The organism is Pseudomonas sp. FW305-3-2-15-C-LB1 (assembly GCF_058787615.1).
Genome location: NZ_JBYSZX010000003.1, coordinates 29,779 through 56,502, shown reverse-complemented (window position 1 = coordinate 56,502; position 26,724 = coordinate 29,779). Strand labels below are relative to the sequence as shown.

18 protein-coding genes are annotated in these 26,724 nt (G+C 59.4%); all 18 read right to left on the bottom strand.

Annotated elements, in window-relative coordinates:
- Window positions 1-25 precede the first annotated feature (25 nt).
- Window positions 26-1,648 (bottom strand): vWA domain-containing protein, encoded by a 1,623-nt coding sequence (locus AC3WP7_RS07045; protein WP_102592479.1) that lies wholly within the window; start codon window positions 1,646-1,648, stop codon window positions 26-28.
- Between the two features lie 211 nt (window positions 1,649-1,859).
- On the bottom strand, window positions 1,860-2,510 hold the full coding sequence (locus AC3WP7_RS07040) for a DUF799 domain-containing protein (RefSeq protein WP_058426354.1): 651 nt from the start codon (window positions 2,508-2,510) through the stop codon (window positions 1,860-1,862).
- Window positions 2,507-2,869, bottom strand: coding sequence for a DUF4810 domain-containing protein (locus AC3WP7_RS07035; protein WP_102630105.1), 363 nt, complete (start codon window positions 2,867-2,869; stop codon window positions 2,507-2,509). Before AC3WP7_RS07035 ends, AC3WP7_RS07040 begins: the two co-directional genes overlap by 4 nt.
- Window positions 2,870-2,898: 29 nt before the next feature.
- On the bottom strand, window positions 2,899-3,579 hold the full coding sequence (locus AC3WP7_RS07030; protein WP_058426355.1) for a CsgG/HfaB family protein: 681 nt from the start codon (window positions 3,577-3,579) through the stop codon (window positions 2,899-2,901).
- 40 nt (window positions 3,580-3,619) lie between these two features.
- Window positions 3,620-4,201: a hypothetical protein gene (locus AC3WP7_RS07025; RefSeq protein WP_093528627.1), complete on the bottom strand. Its 582-nt coding sequence runs from the start codon at window positions 4,199-4,201 to the stop codon at window positions 3,620-3,622.
- Window positions 4,202-4,493: 292 nt separating this feature from the next.
- Complete coding sequence (locus AC3WP7_RS07020) at window positions 4,494-5,375, bottom strand: tetratricopeptide repeat protein (protein WP_158243787.1); 882 nt, start codon at window positions 5,373-5,375, stop codon at window positions 4,494-4,496.
- Between the two features lie 58 nt (window positions 5,376-5,433).
- On the bottom strand, window positions 5,434-6,129 hold the full coding sequence (locus AC3WP7_RS07015; RefSeq protein WP_102592482.1) for a hypothetical protein: 696 nt from the start codon (window positions 6,127-6,129) through the stop codon (window positions 5,434-5,436).
- Between the two features lie 79 nt (window positions 6,130-6,208).
- A complete protein-coding gene (locus tag AC3WP7_RS07010; protein WP_170856112.1) occupies window positions 6,209-6,601 on the bottom strand; it encodes a DUF2846 domain-containing protein in 393 nt (130 codons plus the stop codon).
- Window positions 6,602-6,936: 335 nt separating this feature from the next.
- Window positions 6,937-7,230 carry a hypothetical protein gene (locus AC3WP7_RS07005; RefSeq protein ID WP_102592483.1) on the bottom strand — a complete coding sequence of 98 codons (294 nt, stop codon included), beginning with the start codon at window positions 7,228-7,230 and terminating at the stop codon, window positions 6,937-6,939.
- Window positions 7,231-7,455: 225 nt separating this feature from the next.
- Window positions 7,456-7,851 (bottom strand): SMI1/KNR4 family protein, encoded by a 396-nt coding sequence (locus AC3WP7_RS07000; protein WP_102592484.1) that lies wholly within the window; start codon window positions 7,849-7,851, stop codon window positions 7,456-7,458.
- Between the two features lie 150 nt (window positions 7,852-8,001).
- Entirely contained in the window at window positions 8,002-8,451 is a 450-nt protein-coding gene (locus tag AC3WP7_RS06995; protein WP_102592485.1) for an Imm6 family immunity protein, read from the bottom strand.
- Window positions 8,452-8,987: 536 nt separating this feature from the next.
- The gene (locus AC3WP7_RS06990) at window positions 8,988-9,470 is read right to left on the bottom strand and encodes a DUF6985 domain-containing protein (RefSeq protein WP_102592486.1); all 483 of its coding nucleotides are present in this window, start codon (window positions 9,468-9,470) and stop codon (window positions 8,988-8,990) included.
- Window positions 9,467-18,160: a hemagglutinin repeat-containing protein gene (locus AC3WP7_RS06985; protein WP_102592487.1), complete on the bottom strand. Its 8,694-nt coding sequence runs from the start codon at window positions 18,158-18,160 to the stop codon at window positions 9,467-9,469. The genes AC3WP7_RS06990 and AC3WP7_RS06985 overlap by 4 nt, the downstream gene beginning before the upstream one ends.
- Before the next feature lie 30 nt (window positions 18,161-18,190).
- Complete coding sequence (locus AC3WP7_RS06980) at window positions 18,191-19,912, bottom strand: ShlB/FhaC/HecB family hemolysin secretion/activation protein (RefSeq protein WP_092248738.1); 1,722 nt, start codon at window positions 19,910-19,912, stop codon at window positions 18,191-18,193.
- Between the two features lie 368 nt (window positions 19,913-20,280).
- On the bottom strand, window positions 20,281-20,763 hold the full coding sequence (gene pgaD / locus AC3WP7_RS06975) for a poly-beta-1,6-N-acetyl-D-glucosamine biosynthesis protein PgaD (protein ID WP_071489608.1): 483 nt from the start codon (window positions 20,761-20,763) through the stop codon (window positions 20,281-20,283).
- Between the two features lie 2 nt (window positions 20,764-20,765).
- Window positions 20,766-22,106: a poly-beta-1,6-N-acetyl-D-glucosamine synthase gene (pgaC, locus tag AC3WP7_RS06970; protein ID WP_071489607.1), complete on the bottom strand. Its 1,341-nt coding sequence runs from the start codon at window positions 22,104-22,106 to the stop codon at window positions 20,766-20,768.
- A gap of 2 nt (window positions 22,107-22,108) precedes the next feature.
- Entirely contained in the window at window positions 22,109-24,106 is a 1,998-nt protein-coding gene (gene pgaB / locus AC3WP7_RS06965; protein ID WP_093528310.1) for a poly-beta-1,6-N-acetyl-D-glucosamine N-deacetylase PgaB, read from the bottom strand.
- Window positions 24,107-24,118: 12 nt separating this feature from the next.
- Window positions 24,119-26,599 carry a poly-beta-1,6 N-acetyl-D-glucosamine export porin PgaA gene (pgaA, locus tag AC3WP7_RS06960; protein ID WP_092248744.1) on the bottom strand — a complete coding sequence of 827 codons (2,481 nt, stop codon included), beginning with the start codon at window positions 26,597-26,599 and terminating at the stop codon, window positions 24,119-24,121.
- Window positions 26,600-26,724 lie beyond the last annotated feature (125 nt).

The following is a 26,724-nucleotide window of genomic DNA, read 5'->3' as shown; positions in this document are numbered from 1 at the left end:
CATTCGATTGTTGTCATGGCTGTGATCAGGGTTTCAGGCTTTGGGCCAGTTCCACCAGTTGCACGAATTCATTGCGCAGGCCGAACGGATCATCGCCTCGGGCCGAGCGGGCCAGTGCAGCGGTGTCCTGCAGGCTCATGCTGCCAGTGTAGCGGCCATCACCCTTGAGCTGTTGGGCAAAGGCCGCCACTGCCGCCGCAAAGCGCAGGTCATCGCTGGCCTTGGTGGGCTCTTGGCTGATGGGCCTTTCGATCAGTTGGCTGGCACCGCCCACAGCAGGTTTGTAGCGCACCCGCAGCATCGCCAGTTCAGCGGATCGATCCCCGGTCACAGGCGCAGTGGCATAGCGCAAAGGTTCCAACCACCCCTTCTCGCCCTTCGGCACAATTTCGTACAGTGCCGTGACCGTATGCCCCGCGCCAATCTCACCGGCGTCGACCTTGTCGTTATTGAAATCCTCACGCTTCAAGGCGCGGTTTTCATAGCCCAGCAGGCGATATTCACTGACCTGCGCCGGGTTGAATTCCACCTGCAACTTCACATCGCGCGCCACCACCGCCAGGGTCGAGCTGAGTTGGTCCACCAGCACTTTGCGCGCTTCGCGCAGGTTGTCGATGTAGGCGTAGTTGCCATCGCCCGCATCGGCCAGTTGTTCCATCAGGTGTTCGTTGTAGTTATCCACACCGAAGCCCAGGGTGGTGAGGGACACGCCGCTCTTGCGCTGTTCGACGGCCATTTGCTTGAGGCTGTCGAAATCACTGATGCCCACGTTGAAGTCACCGTCGGTCGCCAGCAGGATGCGGTTGATGCCCTTGTCGATAAAGCCTTCGCGGGCCATCTGGTAGGCCAGTTCGATGCCGGAAGCGCCCGCCGTGGAGCCACCGGCGGTGAGTTGATCGATGGCGTTGCGGATCTTGACCTTGTCGCGCCCGGAGGTGGGCTTGAGCACCACACGGGATTCACCGGCGTAGACCACCAGCGAAACGCGGTCCTGGTCGCGCAATTGATCCACCAGCAACTTCAGCGTGCTCTTCACCAGCGGCAAGCCTTCGCGGCGGTCCATGGAGCCGGACACATCCACCAGGAACACCAGGTTGGCCGGTGCCAATTGCGCCACGGCACGGTCGGACGCCTTGATGCCGATGCGCAGCAACTGGGTATGCGGGTTCCACGGCGTGGCAGCGACTTCGGTGGTCACGCCAAAAGGTGAGCCGTCGGTGGGCAGCGCGTAGTGGTAGGGGAAATAGTTGACCATCTCCTCCAGTCGCACAGCGCCTTCGGGCGGTAGGCTGCCTTGGTTGAGGAAACGCCTGACGTTGGCGTAGCTGCCGGTATCGACGTCGACGCTGAAGGTGGACACCGGCGTCTCGGCCACGCGATGCACCGGGTTGTCCGGCAGATTTGCGTATTGTTCACGGGGTTCGCTGCGGTAGTCCATCACGGCTGACTCCTGCATATGCATCGGTGCAGGCATTGCCATGCGTTTGACCAAAGCACCCTGGGGTGACGCGCTTTGCAGCTCGGCGACGGGCTCGGCCGGCTTGGCCAGCTCAGGGGATGAGGACAGCCCACAACCGGCCAACGCCACCACCATGGTAACGGCAAAGCCTTGGGCGGCAGGACGCAGGAAAAACAGAGGGTGGGACATGGGCTGAACCTCGTGAATGAATGATCCGTTCACAAGGTCAGACGCGAGGTGTGGAATGTTCGGGTTAACCCTGATTCAAATAACAGTTCAACTGTGGGAGGGGGCTTGCCCCCGATGGGGTGGGTCAGTCAAACATGGACTGACTGATCTACTGCTATCGGGGGCAAGCCCCCTCCCACATTTGGACCGTGGTGCTCTCAGAATCCGGATATCAGTCCGTGCCGTATTTGGGGTTACGCGGACCGTACAGGATCCCCGCACGTTGCCCCGGTGACAGCAGGCGCGCACTGGTGATACCGGCGATCGGGTGCGCCGCATCGGTGGAGCTGTTGATCACCTGCTTGACCGCCGCCGTGATCAGCATGCCGACGAGGCCGCCGCTGTTGTTGTTGCCCTCTTCGCTGGACGCTCGCGCCGAGCCGGTCCACAGGGTGGTGCCGGTACGCAGGTCCACCAGTTTGGCCGAAGCCGTCACAGCGGTGTCACTGGAGATCAGCATGTACTTGGTGCCGTACTCGGTGACGGTGATGTACAGCGCGGCGTCCGCGCCGAAGATGTCATGCAGCTTGGTCGGTGGCAGGGCCTGGATGTCGTTGGCGGTGGTGAGGCCGTTCTGGCGGAAGGTTTCATCCACCAGGGCAATCGGCAGCACGTAGTAGCCGGCTTCCGCCAACGGGTAGGTCACTTGCGAGACCAGGCTGTAGGACGCCTGCACTTCCGGCGACTCATTGAGCGGCGGCAGTACCAGGATCGACTTCGGTCGTGCCTGCTTGTACGCCGTGTAATCAATGGTCTTGGGGGCTGCGCAACCGCCGAGCAGGGCCAGGGCCAGCAAGGCGCCCGTGAGTTTCAACAGGCTCATTTAGTGGCGACTCCGGTCTTGGCGTTTTTCAGCAGAAAGTCCATGTACGAGGCGGATTCAGGGAACAACGCCTTCTCGGTGCGGAACTCCTGCACCATCTGGTCATCCTTGCCCATGCTCAGGTACAGCATGCCCAGGTGGGCGTGGTAACCCGGCGGGGCCTTGCGGCCGCTGGCATTGATCTTCTGCAGATCGCGCTCCAGCGCCTCCACCTGCGCCTCCTTTGGCTCACCCTTGAAGTATTCGTAAACCTGCGGCTGATAACTTTCCCATTGATACAACGGCTGGGGCGCGGTGTGGCACCCGGCGACCGTCGCCACTGCTGTCAGCATCAGGGCCAACTTGACTGCCTTGCTCATCCTTGTACTGCTCCTTGAGGTGCTGCTGATCAGTTGCGCGGGTTCCAGGCGCCGGCATTGATGCCGTCGACGAGGCGGTTGATGGCTTCGCGCATGGCCAGGTCGAGGACCTTGCCATTGAGGGTGGAGTCGTAGCTGGCGGTGCCGCCGAAGCCGACCACTTCACGGTTGGACAGCGCGTACTCACCGGCGCCCTGGGTGGAATACACCACTTCGGAGGTGCTGATGTTGACGATATTCAACGCGACTTTGGCGTAGGCCACTTGGGTCTTGCCACGGCCGAGAATGCCGAACAGCTGGCGGTCGCCGGTTTCCTTGCGGCCAAACTCGGTCACGTCGCCGGTCACCACGTAGTCAGCGCCCTTGAGCTTCTGCACGGTGCCTTTGATCGCGGCTTCCTGGGAGATTTCGCCCATGTTGTCGCGGTCCAGCACGCTGAAGCGGTTGGTCTGCTGCAGGTGGGTGATCAGGATGGTCTTGGCCTGGCCGCCGAGGCGGTCGACGCCGTCGGAGAAGATGCCGCGCATGTAGCTGGAGCGGTTGTCGAACTTGCCTACGGCAATCGGCACGCGCACGCCGGAATAGGCGACGTTGGCGCTGGCGACTTGTTCCACCGGCATCGCGCGGTTGCTCTCCGTGGCACAACCGGCCACGGTCAGCAGCGCTGCGGCGGTGAGGCCGGACAGCAGGATTTTGGACAGTGTGTTCACAGGGTGCTCCTAAGTGGGAAAACGGGTACGGCAGCTAACGCTAGCGGGACGGAATGCCACGCAGGTCGTCAACGATGAATCGGCTCAACAAACCGGTGTAGAAGGTCTCGACGCTGGAGTTGCCAGAGTTGGTCAGCACCCCGGCCATCGTTTTCATGTTCTGCCAGTCGCCCTTGTACCCGCCTGGCATCAGCCCTTGGCGAGCCTGAGAGAAATGCAGCACCTCGGCGCCGGCTTTCTTGACCTTGACCTGGTAGTTGAAGTCGACACTGGCGAGGATGGTCTTGTCATCGACGATTGCCGTCATGAAACCGCCTTGGGTGTCTTGTATGCGCCGGGTATAGATGACGTTCACATCCAGCAGGTAATCGGCCTTGTCCTTGCTGGTGGCGTAGCGCTTGGCCTTGAGCAGGCGGTCGACCAGATCAACCCCGAGTTGCTGGCGCACTTTGTCATCCGGCAGGAAGCGTTCGTTCTTGCCGACCACCTCGACGTCGAAGGTGTCGAGCCAGTAAGTAGCGGTCTTGGGAATGGTCACCGGCGCCGGGGAGATGTAGTAATCCGGCTTGGAGGCACAGCCCGCCATGAGGCAGGCCGCGAGAAATACGGCAAACACGCGCATGTATGAATTCGTCCCTGAAAAGTATCGTGTTTTGAACAGTGGCGGCATTTTACGGAGTTGAAAGGCGTTCTCAAGCTGTTTTACAGCTCGAGCGGCGCTGAACTTCACGATGAAAAAGATCAGTACTGCGATGGCACAGTCGATGCCCCGTGCAACCAGGCGACGACCGATGCTGGCCAGGACGGTCGGGCGTTCAGGGGTGTTGCTTGCATCCATACGGTGTTGCTCCAGATTCAAGGTGTTTGTGTCTGCGTTGAATGTGAACGGCCCATGGCATCAGGGCTCCAGCACTTCACTTCAAACCGACCTTGAGAGACCGCTCGGACGACCAGGAGTCCTGGCCTGCCTGCAATAGCGGCTCGGCAGGAAAGCGATATTGACCGAATGCGGTGACCACGGCCTGGTCTACCTCGGCGTTGCCCGAGCTTTCGATCAATAGGATTTTCGGCACATTCGAACCCGACAGGCCTTGCACTTGCAGCGTCACCGGCTTGCTCGCGCTGCCGCGTTTGATTTGCTTGTTCAAGGCAATCTCGATGTCCAGTGCCGTACGATTGAGGCTCTTGCGACTGGTGTCACCCCAGGCCTCGTTGTAGCGCTGTACCTGTTCAGGCGTCAGTACCGGCCGTTGCGCACGAATGCGCTGAAGGCCTTTCCACGCGACATCGCCGGCATGCTGGCTGGCCTCCACGTAATACATCATGGCCCCGAACAAATCCTGCGGACCACCGCGCCCCTCTTCCATCAATCGGGCCAAGGCGAGTTTGCTTTTATCGCTGTCGCTGTTGGTCAGCGCCAACTGATAAAGCCGTCGCGCCTCCACATCGTTGCGCACTTGCCCGTGGCCCTCCTCGGCCATGCGCGCCAGCCTCTCGTAACCGACGCCATCCACGGCGGCGACGGACTCATAAAGCGATCTGGCCTTGGCAAAATCTTGTGGCACGCCACCACGACCGGATTCGTACAAACCACCGAGCGCAGTCTTACAGCGCACGTTGCCGTTATCGCTGGCTTGACGAATGAACTGAACCTGATCGGCTGTGGGGCTTTTCTCGCCCTCGGACAGCATGCATTGAACGTTGGCCAGACTCTGCTCAAAGGAGCTTGGCGGCCTGGAAGCTTGACACCCGGTGACGAGGCCGGTGATTGCCAGTAGAACAATTGCCTTTTTCATGTGATGCGTCCGTGGAATCGGGAAACAGGGGCGGTCCAGCATTAATGCACGGGCTGGCTTATTTGAGCTCTTTGACCAAATACCCACTGGAGATCTGCGTAATCCCCGTGAGCGCGCGGCGCAACGCCTCGGGGTCGGTACGATAGGTGAGCGGCGTGTAGCCGTAGACGTTCTGGCCATTGAACGGCGTGACTGCCTCGCTGGTGCGCCAGACCATTTCATCGCCGCGATTCATCTGCGCCAACACATTGAGGGTGGGGTACACCACACTGCTGAACCCTTGGGTCAGGCGAAAGCCCCACTCGGCCACGGTCAGTTGGATCTGCGCATCGGCGGGTTCGTCGTCACCCACCACTTTGAGGGTTGAGGTCTTGCCCAACGCATCGATAAAGCCCTGTTTGAGCAACACGCCCAAATCGATTTTTTCAGCGTCCATCACCGTAAGGATCGCTACCGGCGTCGGCATCTCGGCCAACTGCCCAAGTTTCATGCCACCTGCAAACCCGGCGCCGCTCAACGCCGCCGTGCCCAACCTGGAAGCACCGCTGGCCATGCCAACGCCCGCGCCAAGCCCGGCCCCCAATGCTGCGCCCCAGGCTTGCTCACGGCCCATGTAGACCATCTGTTGCGGCTCCCACTTTACCGGCAGCACCTTGACCGTCTTGATCTGGGCGCGGTGTTCGGGCGTAAGGGGATGGCTGACACAGCCGCTGAGGATAAGGGTGGCAAAGAGGATGAAGAGGAGGTTTTTCACATCAGTCCTTGAAGGTTTGCGCAGGGTGAAAAATGACGGCCTGCCGGACCTGGAGCCCGGCAGGCTTCAACGGTTTAACTCACTTGCTTTCTTTTGCCACGGTGCCCAGGGACGCATCCTTGACCAGGTAACGGCCTTCGAGGTCGCTCAGCACTTTGAGGCTGTTGCGTGCGATGGCGAAGCCCATGTCGACTTCCTGCTTGAGGTAAACCACCTGACCCGCCTTGACATCAATCGGCATGTCCGCCCAGTTTTCAGCCTTGGAACTGATCACGTGCTTGCCCGGTGTCACGAAAAAATAGATGTACTGGTTACCGCGGTTGTAACCCATCTCCGAGTCGGCTTCCTTGTCATCCAGGAACACGTTGAAGCGAACCATCATCCCCACGTTGCTCGGACGCACCACATACACCAAGCCTTTATCGGCGACAGCAGCCTTAGGCAACGAATAGTTCGCCACATCGGCCTGCATCTTCTCCACCGACGGCGTCGAGGAACAGCCAAACAGCGTGGCCAGGGACAGAACAACAGCGGCTTTGCAGAACAACTTGATCATGCGTATCTTCCTTGTGGGTAGCGGTGGGGCGGTTTCGAAAACGCCGACGACGGCCGGTTCACCTTTTCCTGATGCGTCTGGCCATCGCCAGTGTGTCGGCAGTGGGTGGCGTTACATGAGGCATTGTGCCATCACTGTGATCCCGTGTGCGGTTTTGTACAAATGTGGTCTGGCCCGGATTTTCTCCTGATCGGCAAGTAATTATTAAATGAGACTGTCCCCTTTTTTGCGGAATTTGCCGCAGAAGCCACTTAGGTGCCCTTACCGAAATCCAATAAAAACCCCGATAAATAAATAACCAATGACACGCTCGCCAGGGCTGCCCGCCCTGCGGGGTTTGCATTTTTACCTAAACCACCTGGGCCAATAGAGACCCAGCCACCTCTCAGATAGGCGAATACTGCTTGCCCAAACCACAGTTGAAACATCAGTGCACTGAAAAATGGCCTTGTGTCACCCCAAAAACGAAGAAAACAATTGAGTAACGCGGCGATCAGCAGCAATGCCGCCAATAGATACCGATATTTGTACAAGGCCGACTTCATACTGACTCCCTTGAAACTACCGAGGGAAAAATAGGGAGCAGATCACTATTCATCTATTAAATAAACCTGCCACTTTTTCCCCGAATCATCACTTGAATTTCATCATCAGCAATATGACGAACACTCATCAACTACTCCGTGTGAAAACATCCAGTCGGATTTTCGGACATCTATTAAAAAACAACTTGACTACTTCTGCACAGCTGGCTTTATTTGGCACACATCTCAACTCAGTAAACCGTATAAAAAACAAGAAAAATCATCACATAACTTCCTAACACTCATATTCGATGAGTCCACTTCGACTATAGACCAGTTGTCGTTTGTATCGAAGCCGAAGCATCGGCCCTGCATATCATCTCCGAAAAATCGAATATCCCGAAAAGCGTTAGCAGGACCTGCATCAAAAATCTCTTCAGCCTCTAAAAAGCCGCTGTAAAGCATGATACCTGCATAGTCAATTTCTCCAGCACCAAAATCTTTTAAGAATGCCAGATAATCTTCGGGAACATTTTGAATGTTTTCTCTTACAGCACGTAAAACTGCATCATCCACAGCATCTAACCCATCCAATAAATGTTCATCTTTCTTCTCTTGCATCAAAATCTCAAAGTTCTCCATAAGTGCCTCTCTATTTTTTATCTGAGAAAATTTCTCGCACTACGGTCCCGGCGTAGAAAATAGAGAAAATAGGGGACAGACCACTATTAACTTCTTCCCTTTTTCTCCATTTTTCTCAAATAGACAAGCCGGACGGGTCTCTACCCCTCCTCACAAATAAGTGCTTAGCTTATCGACCAACCCGACCCTGCCAATATAATCAACAACGTACTCGGCAGCACCTTCGTCCGCTTCAGTTATAGCCGCGGACATTTCTTTCGAACGTCCTGCTTGCTTATAAGCCTCGTGTGCGAAAAAACCAACTACCAACAACACCAAAATCAAACTGTCCTGTTCTAAGCTGCCCTCGACAAAAAGATGCTCGGCCAAGGGGCCGTCTTGTATCTCTTCCGAGTCCAAGTAGTAGGCCAGCCGATCAGGCTCTACACTGTGGTCTTGCAGCCATGACCAACACAACTTTACAGCCTCACGGCATTTCTCTTGCGTCGCCACCTGCGTAGAAAAGCTATTCAATACGTGATCAATAACCCGAAGAAAAATAGTCGCCTTCTGAGTCCATGGCAGATCATTAACGAGAGCCAATACTTGCTTATTGTCCATTGACGATCTTCCCACCTTTAACCAGTACAGTAAGACGATTCGCCATTATAAAAATAGGGGTCATAAAAATAGAATAAGAATAGGGGTCAGACCACCAATATACATTGGTGCACTAATCGTGGTCTGCCCCCTATTTTCCATTGAATAAAAACACGCAGATCGGTTGTTTCCCCGCTGAATAATGTGCAACGGAATATCCGACAGCATAACTCTAGGACGGCGAACCATATAAACCGCCAAATGAATAAGAGCTTACAGCTTAGCCGCACATCACCAGGCCAACAAAATCGAATAATTACAAAAAACAAAGCATATTTTAAAAGAGCAATTCTGCTTAACTCTAAAAAGCGCAAAACCGTGGTCCGCCCCCTATTTTTATCTCGCATGAGCTGATCAGCCTGTTCCTTGGTCACGCTGTGCACATTGATAGGTACATCTTTAATCCCAGCTTTCGCAGGAAATAGAGGAAATAGGGGTCAAACCACCATTAACTTCTTAGTTTAACTGTGGACTGCCCCCCTATTTTTCCTTTTTTATCAACCTAGTAAGATATCCTGCGTATCAACGGTCTCCACAGAACCATTAGTGACTAGAACCCCCAAGCCAAGCTGGGGATCAAAAGTCGCATCAAAAATAAAACCAATTTGACGCATTCCCGCGTCAAAGGGAGACATTACTTTAATACACTTCAGATTAACCAAATCCCGCATATTATCAATTGCATGGACGTTGGGGGCTTTGACATCAACCTCATCAGCATCAAAGCCCTCTCGGTATTCCTCAGATTTACATATGTAATAGCTAAAGATAGCTTTTTCCACGGCCAAAGAGACGGCAGCTTTATTTGAATTAAACTCTCGAAACGCAAGCCTCTGAATATCAGAGATAGCATCACCATCAAAAGTTTGGACGATGAGTTCAACTTCACACAAACGTCCAAAAATAAACACTTCGCACAATCCTGTCCAAGCTTCGTCAAAATGCAGCTCACCAAAATCTCTATCTGATATAACAGTCATTTCTTAAGCGCCTCCAGCAAACTTTTCTCAGCGATTCCGCCAAGATGGCCATATTTTACACCAAAACCCATCGAACCGACCTTGCCAGTATGGATAAACGAGGGCACCAACTGCAGTGTTCGCATATCTTCAACCTCATGCCACGTATATTTCTCTTCTCTAATAAACCGAGCTACATCAGCTTCTTTAATACCCAGTTGACTCGCCAACATTTTGTTAGCTGCGCGAAAATTAGAATCCCGATTGGTAGTGATCAAACCCGGAAGCCTTATCTCTTGAACTGCAACTGGAGAAAAGTCCGGATAGCCATTCTTATATGAAATGCCATCAGGCAAGATCGTCTTTAACTCTGGATTATCGAATACAAAATTCGACTCACCTCTAAGTCCTGACCACGAGCCTCCGTTAATGGGTGTCAGTTTAATTCTATCTTCATACCTGCTAAGTTGAGGAACAAAAGGGCCCATGAAAATGGCATCGTTCGCCGCTGGCGCACTGCTGCCTACTAGCTTTGTTTCACCGGGCAGCAGAGTCGTAGCAGGCCCTTTCGCATCCGCCGCAAGCTCTACTGCTTTACCTACCGTACCGACTCGACCAGCCGGAATCATCGCCAACGCAAACTCAGCAGAACTCTTTGCCGCCAACCTGGCCCTGGCGACTTCATCGCCTTGGAGCAGATACAGGAAACCCTGCGCTTCGTCGTGGGTATCAGCCTCTGGTCCACGCCCAGATACCAAAGCGACTAACCCATTGGCCATTCGCGAGCTGATACCGGGGAAGTCGGTAAGAAGGCTCGTGCCAAGCGCCCAGACCCCACGAGCCGTATTCGCTGACCCCTCACCCAATCCCTGGGGAACTCCTGTTCCTGCGCCCTCCAGCAGATCGCCAAGCGACGAGTTATAACCAAGGTTTTTCTGATAAAAGTCGTGGTGCTGGTTCACGACGGGATCGAACTTGCCGACTAGGTACTCTTCATTGATCTCAGATTTGTTGTAGCTGCCGGAATTATTGACGCGATAGTCCTGAAGTAAACGAACAGTTTCATCAGGCGTGTAAGTCTTTTTCGCACCGGCAATAACCGGTACGTCACCCATTTCAACCCGCTTGCTGTAGCTATCCCCTAAGGGCGCTAGCGCGATCCCCAGGTATTTGAGTGTGAGTGGATCCGGCTGATCCTGATGAGCGCCAACAACTTTGTTCCAAGTCGCATCGACGTAGTACACAAGCCCTCTGGCCAAGCGCTGCTCAGCCTCGGCCGTAGTGATCCCGGCCGCAGCCGCCAACGCACTGACTTGGGTTTTCAGCGCCATAACTTCCGCAGGGTGCATTTGCCGGTTGAACATCTCGACTTTCGCCGCACTGTTCGCTCCGACTGCAGCCCCGGACAGGCCAGCACCCGAGCCCGCCCCAGCGCCGATGCCTGTAGCGATCAGCACGGAGATGGCGTCTCGGCTTTGTCGCTCAACAATGGTGTTTTTCAGTGCCTCCGTGACGATAGGCGTCAAGGTCGCAGAAGCTCCCGCGCCCAACGCTCCGCTCTGCACACTGCCACTGGACAACCCCATGGCCGCGCCTGCCAGCGCGTGCAACATCACACGCGCCGCACCGCCTTCAGCCCAAGCTGCCCGAGTGGCCGCATCTGCCTTCGGATCAGTCGCACGTGAGTGGGCGTAATCACCAATTTTATTGAAGATATCGCTGGAGGCCGTGTTAGCGACAATACCCACCGTTGTTCCCACAGGTGCACCACCCAGCCCTGCCGCAATCAACCCGGTCGCAATGTCTGCCATTAACTTCTTGTCGCCACCAACCTGCCAGCGCTTGGCTTCCGCATAAGCAGCATTCGCTGCGAGCACCGTTCCAGCGGCATCCGGCGAACCGGTTTCGGTTTGGGTTTTGGCTTTATCGGCCAGTGCTTTCGCCTCATCCGCCTTGGCTTTGCCTACCGCACTGATCACCCCACTGGCCAACTGCGCCGAGCTTTGGATCAGGTCAATACGCTCTTGCATGGCCTTTTCATCAGGCCGGTCGAGTTTCTGATTGGCGTTGGCGGTGTCGCGGTTCAGCCCCACCAGGTCATTGGTACCTTCGGCACTGCGAACCACAATCGTGCCTTCGCTGACCGCGCTACGGGTGTAGCTATGGTCTTTTTCCTTGAGCGCTATCGGGATGCTGCCGCCCATCGAGGCACCGCTGGTACTACTGGAAGACACCGAAATACCGGCAGACTGACTTTTGATTTCGCTGACATTCTTGATGTCGCTGACGATCAGGCGGTCAGTGCTGAGCCGGTTCTTATCAGCTGACGCTTCACTGGCAATCACCGCACCTTGCAGGGTGGTGTTCTTGCCGACATTGATGTCGTAGCCGCCCGTGCCCGCATACAAACCGCTCTGGTCGATCACGCCCTTGTAGTCGCTGTTCATATTGGCAGCGGCAAGGTTCGCCGAGCCCGCTACGGTTGAGCCGTAGCAGAACGGCGGGATGCAGATACTCGCGCCGAAGCCTGCGCTGCTCTGCTTGCTGCGCGACGACTCGGTGTCCTGGAGGGAGATGATATTGAGGTTGCCGCCAATATCGGCCTTGATGCGGTCTGCACGAACCTGGGCGCCTTTGAGGGTGGTATCGCCACCGCTTTGTAACAACAGGCTGCCTGTATCCAGGGTGCTGTTGACCTGAGTGACGGAGCTACCGTTGCCATTGTTCCTGGCACCCTGCGCACCGAGGTCGAGGGTGAAGCCGTTTTGCTCGCCAATATTGAAGCTGGCACCAATAGCGGTTTTACTTTTCGACCCTTCGTTTTTGCGGTCGGTGGTGTTTTGTGCGCTTTGCATCAGCACATCGTTTTTGGCTAACAACAAGGTGTTGGCGGCTTTCAAGCTGCTGCCGGTGATCTGGATATCACCCTGAGTACCCGCCGCAGCGCCCGTGGCAATGATCGACAAGTCTTGCCCTGCGTTAAGCGTGCTCTGCTTGGCGGTGACACTGTTGAATTCGCTGCTGTTCTTGCTGCGGTTATTGGCCAGTTCGGTACCGATCTTGATCAGCGAACCGTTGCCGGGCGTGCCGCCGGTTTTGTTTTTGAAGCCGGAGCTTTGCGCATTGGCGTCCGAAGCCTGGCCATTCAGGTTGTAGGCGGCGAGGGCCGCCTGGGCGATTTTGACTGCCTTGAGTCGTGGGTCATCAGCGCTACGGGCCGCTTTGACGGCGTCGCGCATGCTGGTGGCGGTGTCCACTACCGAGCCCGCGATCACCCGCCCAACGGCCAAGCTCTTGGAACTGTCCTTACTGGTTTGACTGGCAGTCTCCGTCCCTGAAGTAACGGTGACATTGGCCCCACTCAACTCCATGTTCTTGGTGCTCACCAGATCACTGGCCACCACCTTCAACTCACGCCCTGCCGTCAGCGACACATTGCCCGCACTCGAACCAATCGTGCTGCCGGTCAAGGTCATTTCATTGGCCGTGCCGTTGTGCTTCGAGCTGTTGATGTACAGCTTCTGGTTGCCGGTCATGTCGTCCAGACCGAGCTTGTTGCCGGTCAGCACGCCGGTGAGGTCGCGATTTTTTTCCTTGTGCATGTCGGTGCGGGCGAAGGTGTTTTGCGCCGCATCAATGGTCAGGTCGCGGCCGGCCTGGACGGCGAGGTCACCGGTGCTGACCAGGTTGGAACCGGTGACCGTGGCATCGCGCTTGGCGGCAACGGTGACGGTCTCGCCGGAAACCATACTGCCCAGGGCGGTGGTGCGTTTTTCGTCGACTTTGTCCTGGACTTTGCTCGACTTCAGGCCGCCCCAGCTGCTTTTGCTTTCTTTGCGTTCGTGGCGGGCGCTGTCGGCGTTGCTGACGGCGAGGATGTTCACGTCTTGGCCGGCCACCAGTTGGGTGGCGCCTTTTTCAGCAGTGACAGCACTGCCAGCCAACAGCAGGTCTGCACCCGCGACGACGGTGCTGTTTTTGCCAGCGCTGACCAGGCTGCCGACGTTGTTCACGGCATCGGTTTCATCCAGGCGGAATTTCTTGCCCTGGGAGGTTTTCTTGGTCTTGCTGTAGAAGCTGTAGTCCTGGTCTTGCGCGGCTTTGAGCTCAAGGTTTTTGCCGGATACCAGGTACGCCTCGTTGCCAGCATTGACTTGGCTGGCGACCAGTTGCAGGTTCTGCCCGGCACTCAGGGTGGCGTCGCCGCCGGCCTTGATCACGCTGGACACTTGCTGCACGTGGTCTTCGATGCTTTTGACCTTTTTTGTGTTGCCCGTGGAGTGCTGCTCATTGGCCGCTGCAACGGCGTTGAGGTCGCGGGTGGCAATCAGGTTGACGTCGCGCTTGGCCTCGACCTGGCTGGCCACGGCGCTGATATCGCGCCCGCCAATCACATGCAGGTCGCGGCCAGCGTCGACCACGGAGCCTTGCTGGGCGATGGTGGTGAAGCTGGAACGGTTGCCGATGGCGCCGCTGTCGAGGGTTTTCGAGGCGGTGATGTTGACGTCGCCCACGGCCTTGACCGTGGTGTCGGCACCGCTCTTGAGTACGCCGCCGACGTTGTTGACGTTGCCGCCCGCCTGCATGACCAAATCGTTGGCCGATTCGATGCGCGCGGCGCTGTCGACGAAGTCGCTGCGTTCGGTGCGGTAGCTGCTGGCGCTTGCGTGGGTGGTGACGCTGCGTTCGTTGAGCAGGTCGGCGCCGGCGGCGAGGTTGACGTTGCCCGCGCTGATCACACCGCCCGCGCGGTTGGTCAGGTTGTTACCGCTGAGCAGGTCGAGGCGGCCACCGGCTTCCATCAACCCACTGTTGGTGAGGTTGCCGCCAGCGTTCGCCAACAGGCTGCCGGTGGCACGCAAGGTGCCGGCGTTGTTGAGGTTACGGCCGGTGATCAGGTTGACGTCAGTGCCGGAAATCAATGCGCCGTTGGGCGCCAGGCGGTTGCCGGCTTGGGCCAGGTACAGCACCGGCACCAGCACTTGTTGGCCGGCGACGGTGGCGTTTTCCAGCCACACGATGTCGTGGGTCAGGGCGGCGACTTGTTCGGCGGTGAGGCTTACGCCTACGGACAAATTCAGCGCGCTTTTGCTGCTGATGGCGTTGTCCATCAGGTGCTTGAACAGGTCGGCGTCGCTGGTCTGGCCATCGATGAAACGCTGGCCGGTGCGAGCGAGCACGGCTTGCTGGATCAGCCGCTGTTCGTAGAAGCCATCGCCGAGACGTTTTTGCGCGGTGTCGGGGTCGTAGCCGAGCTTGCTCAGCATGTAGTCCGAGCTCATGAACTGGCGCATGTCGGTGAGCAGCGGGTTGGTTTCGATCAGGTACTTATGCGGGTTGGCCGCGAACTGGCTGGTGGGCAGGCCTTTGGCGCCATCGCTGTCGCTGAGGTGAAACAGGCCGTTCTCGCCAGTGGGCAGGTCGAAGCCGGGCAGGCCCAGTGGGTTGACCTGTTGCTGGGCAACGTCCGGCGGCAGTTGCGGGTTGAGGCTGACCAGGGTCGAGTAGCCCGGCGCATGGGTGTTGGCACCGCTGCCGACGTAGGTGTAGCCACCGCGCACGACGCTGTTGTCGATGCCGGCCTGAGCCTTCACATCCACGCTGCCGCCGGCTTGGATCACGGCGGCGTAACTTTGGTCTGGCGCGCTTAACTGGGTGGTCTTGCGCAGGGCGATCTGCTCGCTCTCCATCTTACCGATGAACGAGGCCAGGCCCGCTTCGACGCCGCCCATGTCCTGGCCTGCCGAATAGCGCTGGGTGAAGGCCGCCGCCTCGCGGTACCAGCCTCCCGGCTTACGCTCGCGTTCAGAGGTAAAGACACGGTCGTATTGGGTGTCGTGGGTTACCAAACCAATGTTGGTCAGTTGGTCGACGCGCACGGTCATACCGCCACCGGCGGCAATGCTACTGCTGCTGTTGAGTAGCTCGCCGCCGGTGAGCAGCATGTTGCCGCCCGAGGTGATGCTGGACGCTGCCGTGGCCTGGGTGACGATGAAGTGATCACGCTGGGTAATCAGGAACGGGCGGTTCTGCTTGGGACCGTCGCAGTCGCCACCGGTCACGCGAAAGATGCAGGCGGTGGGCGTGATGGAGGCGCTGTAGATGCCGGACTCGGTGTTGAGCACAGTGCGGATGTTCTGGATCGTGCTGGCGGCCAGGATCAGGTTGCGCTCGCTTTCGAGGGTGCCCGAGCTGTTGATGATGCTGGTGGCCAGGCCACCCTGGCCGTCGCGGTCGACGCGCAAGTTGCCCATGGCGTAGATCGTGGCGCCGAGGTTTTTCAGGCGGTCGACCTTGAGGTTCAGGTCGCCGCCGCTGAAGATCAAACCGTGGTCGTTGAGCAGGTTGCCCAACGAAAGATCCAGGCTGCCCTGGCTGGCGACGCTGCCGCCCACGGTCCAGTCCTGGCCGCGGCCAACCAGGGCGCGGGTGCCGAGCAGCTTGCCGGTGGCGGTCTGGTTCAGGGTCCCGACATTGACGGTCAGGCGCCCGGCCTGGATCGCGGTGCTATTGGTCCAGTTGGCTTTATCGAGGGTCAGGTCGCCGTTGGTCACCAGGCTGCCGCCGACTTCGTCGAGGCTGATGCCACTGAGGTCAAGCACGCCGGTGCCCACGTGCAACACCTTGCCGCCGGTGTTCTGGAAGCGGGTGGCGGCGAGGCTCAATTGATCGTTGGCGGTCTCCAGGCTACCGCTGTTGTTGAGCAGGCCGCCGATGGCGTAGCGGGTTTTGCCGCTGGTGCCCAAGGCGCGCATTTGCCCGCTGTTGTTCAGGCTGGCGGTCTCGACATCGAGGGCCGTGGCGCTTTCGATCAGGCCACGGTTGGTCAGTGCGCCATTGAGGCCAACGTCGATGCGGTTGCCGGCGATCTCGCCGCCGTTATCCACATTCATACCGGTCAGGTGCACACGATCCCGGGCGAACAGCGCACCGCTGCCGTTGTTGAAATCCGTGGCGTCGATCTGCGCATCACCGGCTTTGGCGGCGATGCGGCCACCGTTGTTGTCGAGGGTGCCGGCGGTGATGGTCACGCCAGCGTTTTCACTGTGGATCAGGCCATTGCCGCTGTTCTGCAACAGGCCGCTGGTGGTCAGGACCAGGCCATCGTTGGCGGCCAGGGTGCCGTTGCTCTGGTTGTCGACGCTGTTGGCGAACACGGTCAGCAAGCCCTGGCTGGCGAGCTTGCCGCCCTGGTTATTGATGTGCGCGGCGCGCTGGATCAGCAACGGCCCGGCGCTGGCCAGCTTGCCGTTACGGTTGATCAGGTCGCCGATCAGATCCAGGGTGATCGCCCCACCGCCGGTCAGGCTACCGGCGCTGTTATCCAGGCTATTGCCGTTGAGGGTGAACGCACCGCTGCTGTCGATGATGCCGCCCTGGCTGTTGTCCAGCAGGCCGCTGACGTTGAGCGTCTGTGCGCCGTCGCTGAGCAGGCGACCTTTGTTGCGGTTGTCGACACTGGCGGCGGTGATGTTCAGCGCCTGCTTGGCGCTCAAGGTCGCGCCCTGGTTATTCAGACTTTGCGCAGTAGCGGTGAGGCTGCGATTGGCGATCACGGTGCCGGTGTTGGTGATGCGCTGGCTGTCGAGGCTGACGTCGCCACCGGCATTACGCGTGTTGTCAGGGTTGACCCCGGCTTCGATGATGCCGCTATTGGTCAATTGGCCGTTGCTGGCCAGGGTGATGCTGTCGCGCGCGGCGAGGGTCTTGCTGTTTTTCAGGGTGCCCTTGGTCTGTGCCTTGAGGGTGGTGCCGGCGTAGACCGCGCCCTTGGTCTCCAGGCTGGCGGCCTTGATGTCCACCGCACCGCTGGCGGCGGCCTGGGCCATGCTCAGGTGGCCGTTGGCATCGAGTTGAATGTCGCCGCCACTGGCGGCCAGCGTACCGTCGAGCTTCACGCCCACACCGGCTTCGGTGCCCACCAGCTTGATCGCGCCGGCGTACATGCCGCCCAAGGCCGACGAGTCAATCGCCAGCTCCGGCTTGGCACTGCCGTCATCGGCACGGGCGGTGGTTTTCAGGCTTTGGGCATCGACGTCATTGCGCCCGGCGATCACCGTGAGTTGTTTTGCGTTGATCTGCGCATTGATCTTGGCCGAACGGGTGATGATCTCGAAACGGTCGACGTTGCTCGCGTTCAGGCCTTTGCCGTCGATGGTCACGGCGCCGCCGTCGACCTGATAGCTTTTCAGTTGCCCCGCCTGATCGATCACCGGTTTACCGGTGGTCAGGGTGATGTTGGGGGTGTTGATGAAGCCGCAACCGTTGCAGCTGATGCCGTAAGGGTTGGCGACGATCACCTTGGCCGACTGGCCCGCCACTTCGGTGTAGCCGCGCAATTGGCTGGGGCTGCCGCCTTTGACTTCGTTGAGGATGACATTCGCCGCACCGCCCTTGAGGTTCGGGTTGCCGACAATGATCCCGCCCAGTTGCGTGCTTTGCACAATGCCGTTGGCGTTGTTGAGGATCACGCCGTTGGGGCCGACGTTGTAGTCCTTGAACTGGTTGTGGGACAGGCCGCTGCCATTAGGGGTGGCGATGTTCACCACCGGCACGCCGTTGCCCGCCTGGCCGACCGTGGTACCGGGGCCACTGACCACGATGCCTTCGGCGCTCGCCAGCAATGGCTGCCAGAACAGCGCGTTGGCCAGGATCAAGGCCAGGCCGCGTTGGCTCAGGGTTTTCAGGGCAGTAACAGGGCGAACGTCCATATTCAAAATCTCAAAGCAGCGGGCGTTGAATTACAGGTAGAAATCCAGGCGGAAATAGATCGGCGCTTCGCGCTCGGTCATCACGCCAGGTCGCTCCAGGGAGTGGGCAAAGGTCACGCTGGTGCTGACGTTTTTGCCGCGGGCGAACAGCTCGAGGGAGTTACTCGACACCCGGCCGTGCTGCTCATCGTTGTAGCGATCGTGGCGAATCACGCCCTGGTCATAGCCGACGCTGGCGCCGTATTCGGCAAAGGCCGGGCGCATCCAGTCGAGGGTCACCGGGCGGGCCCAGCGCACTTCGTTGCGCCAGTAGCCGCCGCTGTCGCCGGTCAGTTGCTGGTCCTTGAATCCACGCACCGAGTACGAGCCGCCGAGGCTCATGCGTTGCGCCGGGTACAACACGTCTTCACTGCGCTGCCCGGTGGCCAGGCTGGAAAAACTCAACGATTCGCCCCACAGCGTGAAAGGTTGCAGGTAGCTCAACGTGGCGGTGTATTTGCGGTAGCGCGGGGTTGGGGTGAGGTTGCCGCGGATACGTTCCTGGTCATCCTTCTGGGCGTCAAAGGCACCGGTGCCGTTCTGCATGCCGACATCCAGGTTGACGAAGGCGCTGCCGATACGGCGTCCATGGTTGATGCCCACCTGGAACTCGCTGAGGCGGTTGCTGCTGACGTCCAGGCGCTCGTCGTTGAAGTAGTTGTTGGTGCGTAGATGGGTCAGGCCGACATTGACCGAGGTCTTGCTCACGTCATCGCGATGCACCACGCGCTCGGCACGCAACTGGTGGTTCTGGCTGTCGCCTGTCTGCTTGTACTTGTAGCCGTCAAGGTCGCCCGGCGTGCGGTAGTCGCTCTCGCTGTAGGTGTAACTGAAGTTCCACCAGCCCCACGGCACGTTGTAATACAGCATGCTGTTTTTCGAGGTTTTCTGGTGGTCGCTGATGGCGTCGTGACCACCGCGCAGGATCAGTTGATCGGCCAGGCCCAGGGGGCTGTCCCATTCCAGGCCTGCGCCCCATTGCTGTTCGCCGGTGCTTTTCTGCCCGTCGTTGTTACGCGACAGGCTGGCGCGCCAGGGCTTTTGCGGGGTGTTCTTGACCAGCACTTCACTGCCGCCGATCTGGCTGCCGGGGGTCAATTCCATCTGCGCCTGCCTGGACGGCAAGCGGCTGAGCTGGTCGACCAGTTGCTCGACCTCCCGCAGGTTCAGCGCCTCGCCGACCTTGCCAGGAAACGCCATGGCCAGTTCGCGGTCGGTGACGGTGCTACCCTGCGCGCCTTTCAAGCCTTCGAGTTTGCCTTCCACCACCAGCACCTGCAGGTGGCCACTGGAAAGGTCCTGTTGCGGCAGGTAGGCACGGCTGGTGACGCGGCCCTTGGCGATGTAGTAGTCGGTGATCACCTTGAGCAGCTCATTGAGCTGCGCCACGCCCAGGCATTGGCCGATGTAGGGTTTGAGCAGACGCGTGCGGTCGGCGCCGGACAGGCTGTCGGCGCCCTTGAGTTCGATGTCTTTGATCGGGAAGCAGCGGGTGTCGACCGGCGTGGCCGGGGCCTGGGGCTTTGCTTCTTTGCCAGGCAGGTCCTGGAGTTCTTCCAGGCGCCGACGCTGCTCTTCCAGAAGACGGTTCTGGCGGTCGCGGATCAGGTCCTGGTCCCCTGGCGTAGGGGCGGCCATGGCACTGTTCAGGCTCAAATAAGCGAGCACGAAAGTGCACAGAAAGTACCGAGTCCGTGGCAATAACAAAGACATGTTCGATCCGTCGAAAATCAAGGGCCGGCAAACTAACATCGAACTTGCACCAACTCAAAAGACCGAGCTAGTTTCACATTCGTACTAGTTATTCACGCAAGCATTTGATTAATAACAACTAAAAATAATCAATCAGATGAGCGGGCTGTCATCGGAAGTATTATTCCGACCAGCGGCAGCACTATTGATCACGATTCATCGGAGAACTTAGAAATTGCCATTAATTGGCCATCAAGTTCCTGCCGAGATAGGTTAGTACCGGGAAAAGTAGAAAAGTTCGCGGGTGTTTTGTGAATTGGATCCCATTTGTCGGGATTAACCGAAGTCGTTCCCACGTTGCAATGGGAACGACCTTGCAGCGCACTGGCTCAGCTGGCGTCTTTGTTCTGGTCCTTGCCGGGCACCAGGGTCAGCCCCGGCTTTTCTACATCGCGGGAGACATGGGACTTCACACCCGCCACACCGCCCTCGTCGTCATTCTGGATGACCAACACCCCGGGTCGGCGCAACTGCTCCAGGTCCCCTTCACCGAGGCTGAAGCTCTCGCTCAGGCGCTTATCGCTGAGGGCGTTGCCCTCGGCACGGCGCTGGGCAAACTTGCGCCCCTTGCGTTGCTGGTAGCGCGCCCAAGTGACCAGGATCACGGCATTGAACAATGCAATCCACAGGTACACCTGCAGGGTATTGAGCGCGGCAAAAATCGGTGCCTCGATGCGCGGCCCACCGTGGGTTTCCAGCATCGAAGTGATCCCCCGCGCCAGCAGCCAGATCAACCCGGCCCAGGCCATCAGGGTCAACAGCACATCAATGATCCACATCACCAAACGTTGGCGGGTTCTGACCAGTTTCATGATCACGCCTCCTCTTCAATGGGTTTGATGCCGCGATCGGGGCTGACCCAGCGCGCACGCTTGCGATGCTGGTTGAACAGCACCTTGGGGAAACTGACCAGGGTGGTAAACAGGCTCACCAGCCAGAACACCATCGGGTACCACACCGTCCAGAACAGGGTTTTCCACAGGTCTTTTTCGTAGCGGCGGTCGATCATGATGCTCACCGCGAACTGCACCAGGCACACCATCGCCAATACCAGCCCGGTAAACGCCGGCGGTACCAGCGAGTCCACGGTAATTGCCGGTGGCAGCACCATGAATTTGCCGAGTACGTAGAAGATCACCGACAGCAGGAAGGTAAACGCCCAACCGGTGGAGAGGCAGTACTCGAACAACAGCGGCCACAGGTAGCGATGGCGCCATTGCCAGATGCCACGGATGTTCTTGAACAGCACTTCGGCACCGCCCTGGGCCCAACGCAGGCGCTGCTTCCACAGGCCGCCGACGGTTTCCGGCATCAGGATCCAGCACAGGGCGCGAGGCTCGTAGAAGATGCTCCAGTGATCGAGCTGCAGCTTCCAACTGACATCGATGTCCTCGGTGATCATGTCGGTGCTCCAGTAGTCGATGCGGTCCAGCGCCTTTTTACGGAACGCTACCACCACACCCGACACCGTGAAGATCCGGCCGAACACCCGTTGCGTACGCTTGATCAAGCCGATGATCGAAGAGAACTCGCCCACCTGCACTCGACCGATCAGCGTCGAACGCGTGCGGATGCGTGGGTTGCCGGTGACCGCGCCCAGGCGCGGGTTGTCGAGCATCGGCGCGACCATGTAGGCGGCAGCGTTTTTGTCGAGCAACGCGTCGCCATCGATGCACACCAGGTATTCACTGCGCGCCGCCACGGCGCCCATGCGCAGGGCCACGGCCTTGCCCTGGTTCTGCGCCAGGTGCAGCACCCTTAGGCGTGGATGCTCCAATGCCAGGGCGTCGAGCACTGCGGCGGTGTTGTCCTTGGAGCCGTCATTGACCGCGATCACTTCAATGTTCGGGTACAACTGGCCCAACGCCGCATGGATGGTGTCGGCCGCGTTATCGCCCTCGTTGTAGCAAGGGATGATGATCGAGATCAGCGGGTTGCCGGCCAGGGTTGGTGCCGGAGTGTCTTCTTTCCACGGCCAATGGCGCTCCCAGTGCAGCCAGAAGTACAGGCCGCCCGCGATCCACAACGCCGACATGAACAGCGGGTAGAAGAACACAAAGTCCATCAGGAACTGCCCGGTGACCAGGAAGATCAGGCCCAGGGGCACACCCAATACCAATGCCAGCACGAATAAAGCCAGGATTCTATCGAACATGGTCAAGGGTTCCATTGGTTGGAAAGGGCCGGACGCACAGTCTTCAGGTCCGGGGAGTTTTCCAGGAAGTTGTCCGGGTAGTAGCCAAAACTCGTGACACCCTGGCGCTTGAGCACACCCATCCACTCAGCCATCTGTTGACTGTCGATGTCCGGTGCGGCCTTGGTGCGCCAGTCTTTGGCTTGCAGTTCGAATACGGTGCGCTCCAGCGCGCCAGGGCGTGCCTTGACCGTCGCCACCAGCTTTTCCAGCCAGGCGTTGGAGGTTTTGTATTCCTGGCCTTCCATCAGCGGCATGGCCATGGGCGCGGTCCAGTCGTAGGTCTGGAGGAAGTCATCGAGGTTCTGCGCGAACCAGGCTTCGCTGCCTGGGTTGAGCATCGGCTCGGCGAAGATATTGCGCGCCGTCAGCAACTGCGGCCCTCCGATGGCGCGGACCTTGGCGGTCAGCTCCTTGGTGAAGTCGATCAGGTAGCGGCTCTTGAAGCGCGTCCAGCGTTGCATCACCGCAGGGTCGGCACGCAAGGCCTGAATCGTGCCCGGCAGGCCGGCGGCGACATAGGCCTTGAGCGCGGCAGGGCTGGCATCTTCGAAATCGTTGAACACCGCATCGTCGTGGTACAGCACGCCGTCGATGGCGTTGTTGCGCGCCAGGTCTTCGTAGATTTCACCAATGATCTTGCGCACCTGCGGATCAAACGGCGACAGACGCTTGTATTGGTCCGGGTCGAGGCCGAACTGGCCGGTTTTCGGGTCCCAGCGCGTCACCCGTGGCAGCTTGGGGTCGAGGGCAAAGCTGAGCACCGGCATCCACGCGTACACCGCAGCATGAGCCCGGGTGTGCAACTGCCAGGAGACGCGGTTGAACAGGTCGGCACGTACCGGCAGGTGACGGTTGGGGAAGTACAGTTCATGCACCAGGCCGTCGCCCTTGGGATCGGCGAAGGCTTGCAGGAACACGGTGCCCGCGCCCATGTCCACCACCCGCTGTACAAGCTGGTCGAGATTGCGTGCCTGTTGGGCCGGGTCCGGGTCGTAGACGTTATCCAGGTCCACGTGCAACACGCGCAGCGGTGCCTTGGCTTGCGCCGCGACAATGCTGTTGGCGAAGTGCTCGCCATCCGGGTCGGACGCCACCAGGAAGCGCGGGCTGTTCATCAAGTCGGCGGAGCTGTCGAGACCATCTTCCAGGGTCAGGGCCATCTGGTAGCCCTGCTCGCCAATGATCGCCAGCGAGGTGCCCTTGGCAGCACCGTAAGGCCATACCCAGACGCGTGGTTTCTTGCCGGTGACGTTCTGGATTTTGTTGGAGATGGCTACGACGTCGGCACGCATGCGCGCATCGAACTGCGCCTGGCTTTCATAGCGACCCGTCGCCGGATCAAAGCGCAGCGAGGTTGCCGCCGGCTCCAGGTTGCCCTGGGGGTTGGCCAGGATGCCTTTATGGTTGTTGTCGGTATGCGCGGCAATTTCCACCAGGCCCGACTGCGACACTTCGCGAATCTGCTGCCAGGTCAGGAACTCCCCACGCGGCCGTGGCTGGCCGGCGAAGTCCACCGGCTGGTTCATCGGCGTATCGATCCAGTAGCCCACTGGCGCCAGCAGCGCCGGCCAGCGATAGGCGCGCAGCACCGGCATCACCCGGGTGTAGAAACTGGAGTAGCCGTCATCGAAGCTGAGCATGATGGCTTTGGGCGGCAACGCCGGCCCACCGTTGCGCGCCGCCAGGATCTGGTCGACGCTGACCGCCTGGTAGCCGTTCTCGCGCAGCCAGGCCAACTGCTCGATCAAACGTTCGGTGCGCACCGCCACCACTGCCTGATCGGGGTCGCGATCCTCGACGTCGTGATAGGCAATGCCCAGGAAATGGTTTTTCGGCCACGGCGCTTCGTTGGCCGGTGTCGGCCGCTCGGCGGGTGGGGTGAAAGGTGCGGGTTGCTGGGCGCAGGCACTGGCCAGCATTACACCCAGGATCAACAGGCAACGGCTGAAGACGGTCATGGTCAGGCTCTTCTAGAAACGGTAAGTGAGGTCGACGAGCAGACGCAGATCGCGTTCGCGATCACCGTCGTATGGTCGGCTGACCAGGCTCAGGTTGGCGCCGGCTTCCAGTACATCGTTCCAGCGAAAGCGTTGGCCGTAGCCCACCAGACCGATGCCACCGGTGGAATAGTCCCGCTGGCTGTAGGTACCCGCACCGACCTGGAACTGCTGACTCCACTGGGTCTCGTAGCGGTGATAGAGCACGTGGTTGATGTTGAGGACGGGCAACACGGTGAAGTCCGACTTCGGGTTGAAGTAGATCGTGTCTTCCTTGCTGTTGCGGCTGGCGCCGACTTCCAGGCCCAGGTCCACCTGTACTTTCGGCGAGCTGTAGAGGCCTTCGCGGCCACTGAGCAAGGCTTCGAAGCGGTCGTTGCCGTCGCTGAAATGGGAAGGGCTGAGGGTCAGTTTCCATTCACGGCTTTCGTTGGCGCGCCAGCGGATGAAACCGCTGCCGCCGTTGGCCGTGATCCCGTCATTCAATGCGCGCAGTGGCGTGGTGGACAGCAGGTAACCCAGGCTGCCGCCGTATTGCCAGTTGTCGTTGATGTCGCGGGCAATCGACACGGCGGCGCCTTGTTTTGAGCCATCGCCGTAGGAATGGTTGGAGACCTCGGCCTCAATGGTCATGTCGCGTGTGCGCCGCTCTACGCCAACCACTTGCCAACGATGCTGCCCGGTGCCCTCTTCGAACGTGGCGCGGGCATAGCCGGCACCGGCGAACAGGCGCCAGTCTTCGTCGATGGGTGGCGTGTAGAGGCGGCTTTCAATGCCCCAGTCACGGCTGCCCGAGACGGCACCGGCATCGCCGTTGTTACCGCCGCCGAAGCTTTTCCCGGTGTAGGCCTCGACCCGCAGCTCGGCCATGTCATGCACTTCGCGCAGGCGTTGCAGGCGCTGCACCTGGCGGTTGTCCGGGTTGCGGGCGACCACGTCGTCGGTGAGGATGTCGAGTTGACGCCATTCCTGCAGGTCCAGCGCGGTGAAGCCCTGGGACATTTCCAGGCCGATGTCGCGCGGGCTCTGCGCTTCGGTTTCCTTGAGCGAGCTTTCAGCGCGTCTAGGCCAGTCGCGGGCGCGGTACATTTCCGCTTGCGCCAGACGCAGGCCGATGCTGCCAGGGGCCTTGCCCACCAACTCCTCCAGGGCCTTTTCGCTGGACGGCAGGTCGGCGCCATAGGTGCCGGCCTGTGCGGACAATTGTTGGGCGTCCATCCACTCATCGTTCGGGTTGCCGATCGGCAGCCCCTTGAGTTCAACCCGGGGTTTCTGGGTGTCGGCCAAGTGCTTGGCGACCGCACGCGCTTCATCCACCTGGTCGTTTTCGAGCAAGGCGTAGAACAGCGCGGTGGTGTCTTCTACACGGTCGCCCACGTCCGCATCGGGAGCATCCAGCGCCTCGCGGTACAACGGCGCGGCCTTTTCCGGCAGACGCTGATCGAGGTAGGACGCGGCCACCCAACGCTTGGCATAGGTGGGCAAGCGCACACCTTCGGCCTGGAGGGTCTCGTATTCGCGGATCACCTCTGCGGTACGCGCCCGTGCCTTGAGCGCGCCCAGGCGGTCGATGCGCCAGATCACCACGTCGTCATGGGCGGTGGCGTCAGGGGTCCAGCGGGCAAGGAGCCTGTCGTAGTCCTGCAGCGCACGGTCGGCGATGACATAGCGTTCTTTCTCGGTACGCGTTGCGAACTCGGCGATGCGCACACGCTCGGCGGCCAGGTCACCTTCGAGGCGACGCTGGGTCACGGGGTCGACAAGCCCCGGACGCTGGGCCGAGAGACGCAACGCCGGCTGCGGCAGACGGGCCTTTTGCAGGGCGACCACGTATTCGCGGGCGACCTCAGGCTTGTCGCCGGCGCGAATAAAGGCCTGGTCGAATTCAAACAGCGCGTCGTACTGCAAGCCTGCACGGGTCAGCGCGTAGCCCAGCGCCATCCGGCGGTTGGGATCGTCGGGCTTGGCAGCCACCAGTGCGCGTGTGCGTTGCACCGCTGCGTTGGCTTTGCCACCGTCAGCCTCGGTGAGGGCCAGGCCCAATTGCAGGTCAATGTTATTCGGCTCACGCAGCAGCGCCTTGCGATAGACCGCTTCGGCCTGCGCCCACTGCTTCTGGTTACGATACGTGCGCGCAACCGTGGCCAGCGCCTGGGCGGTCAGGTTGCGATTCTGCCCCTGGGCCTCGTAAACCTTCAGCACCTCGGCATCCTGGCCGGCCCAACCGGCGATCACCAGGTGGTCGCTGATCTGGCCTGGCGTCTGGCGCTCGGCTGGCAATTGGCGCAATTGAGTCAGGGCGGGGGTGAAGTTGCCGTTGCGCGCCTGGATGATCAGGGCGTCATAGGCCGGGTCGGCCATGGCGAAAGTGGGCATCAGCAACTGGCTGCACAAGGTTACCCCGATGAGCAGCCGCAACCGGCCTGAGGCACTGAGTGGGAGTGTTCGCAGCATATCGTGAGCTTCCTTACACACGGAAAGCTGTAACGATAGGTGGTCCTGAGCGGTTTGCATCAGGGTGTCGGCGTCTCGTGACCCGACCTAGCTTTCCTGTAGGAACTATCCCCGACGCGCAGATG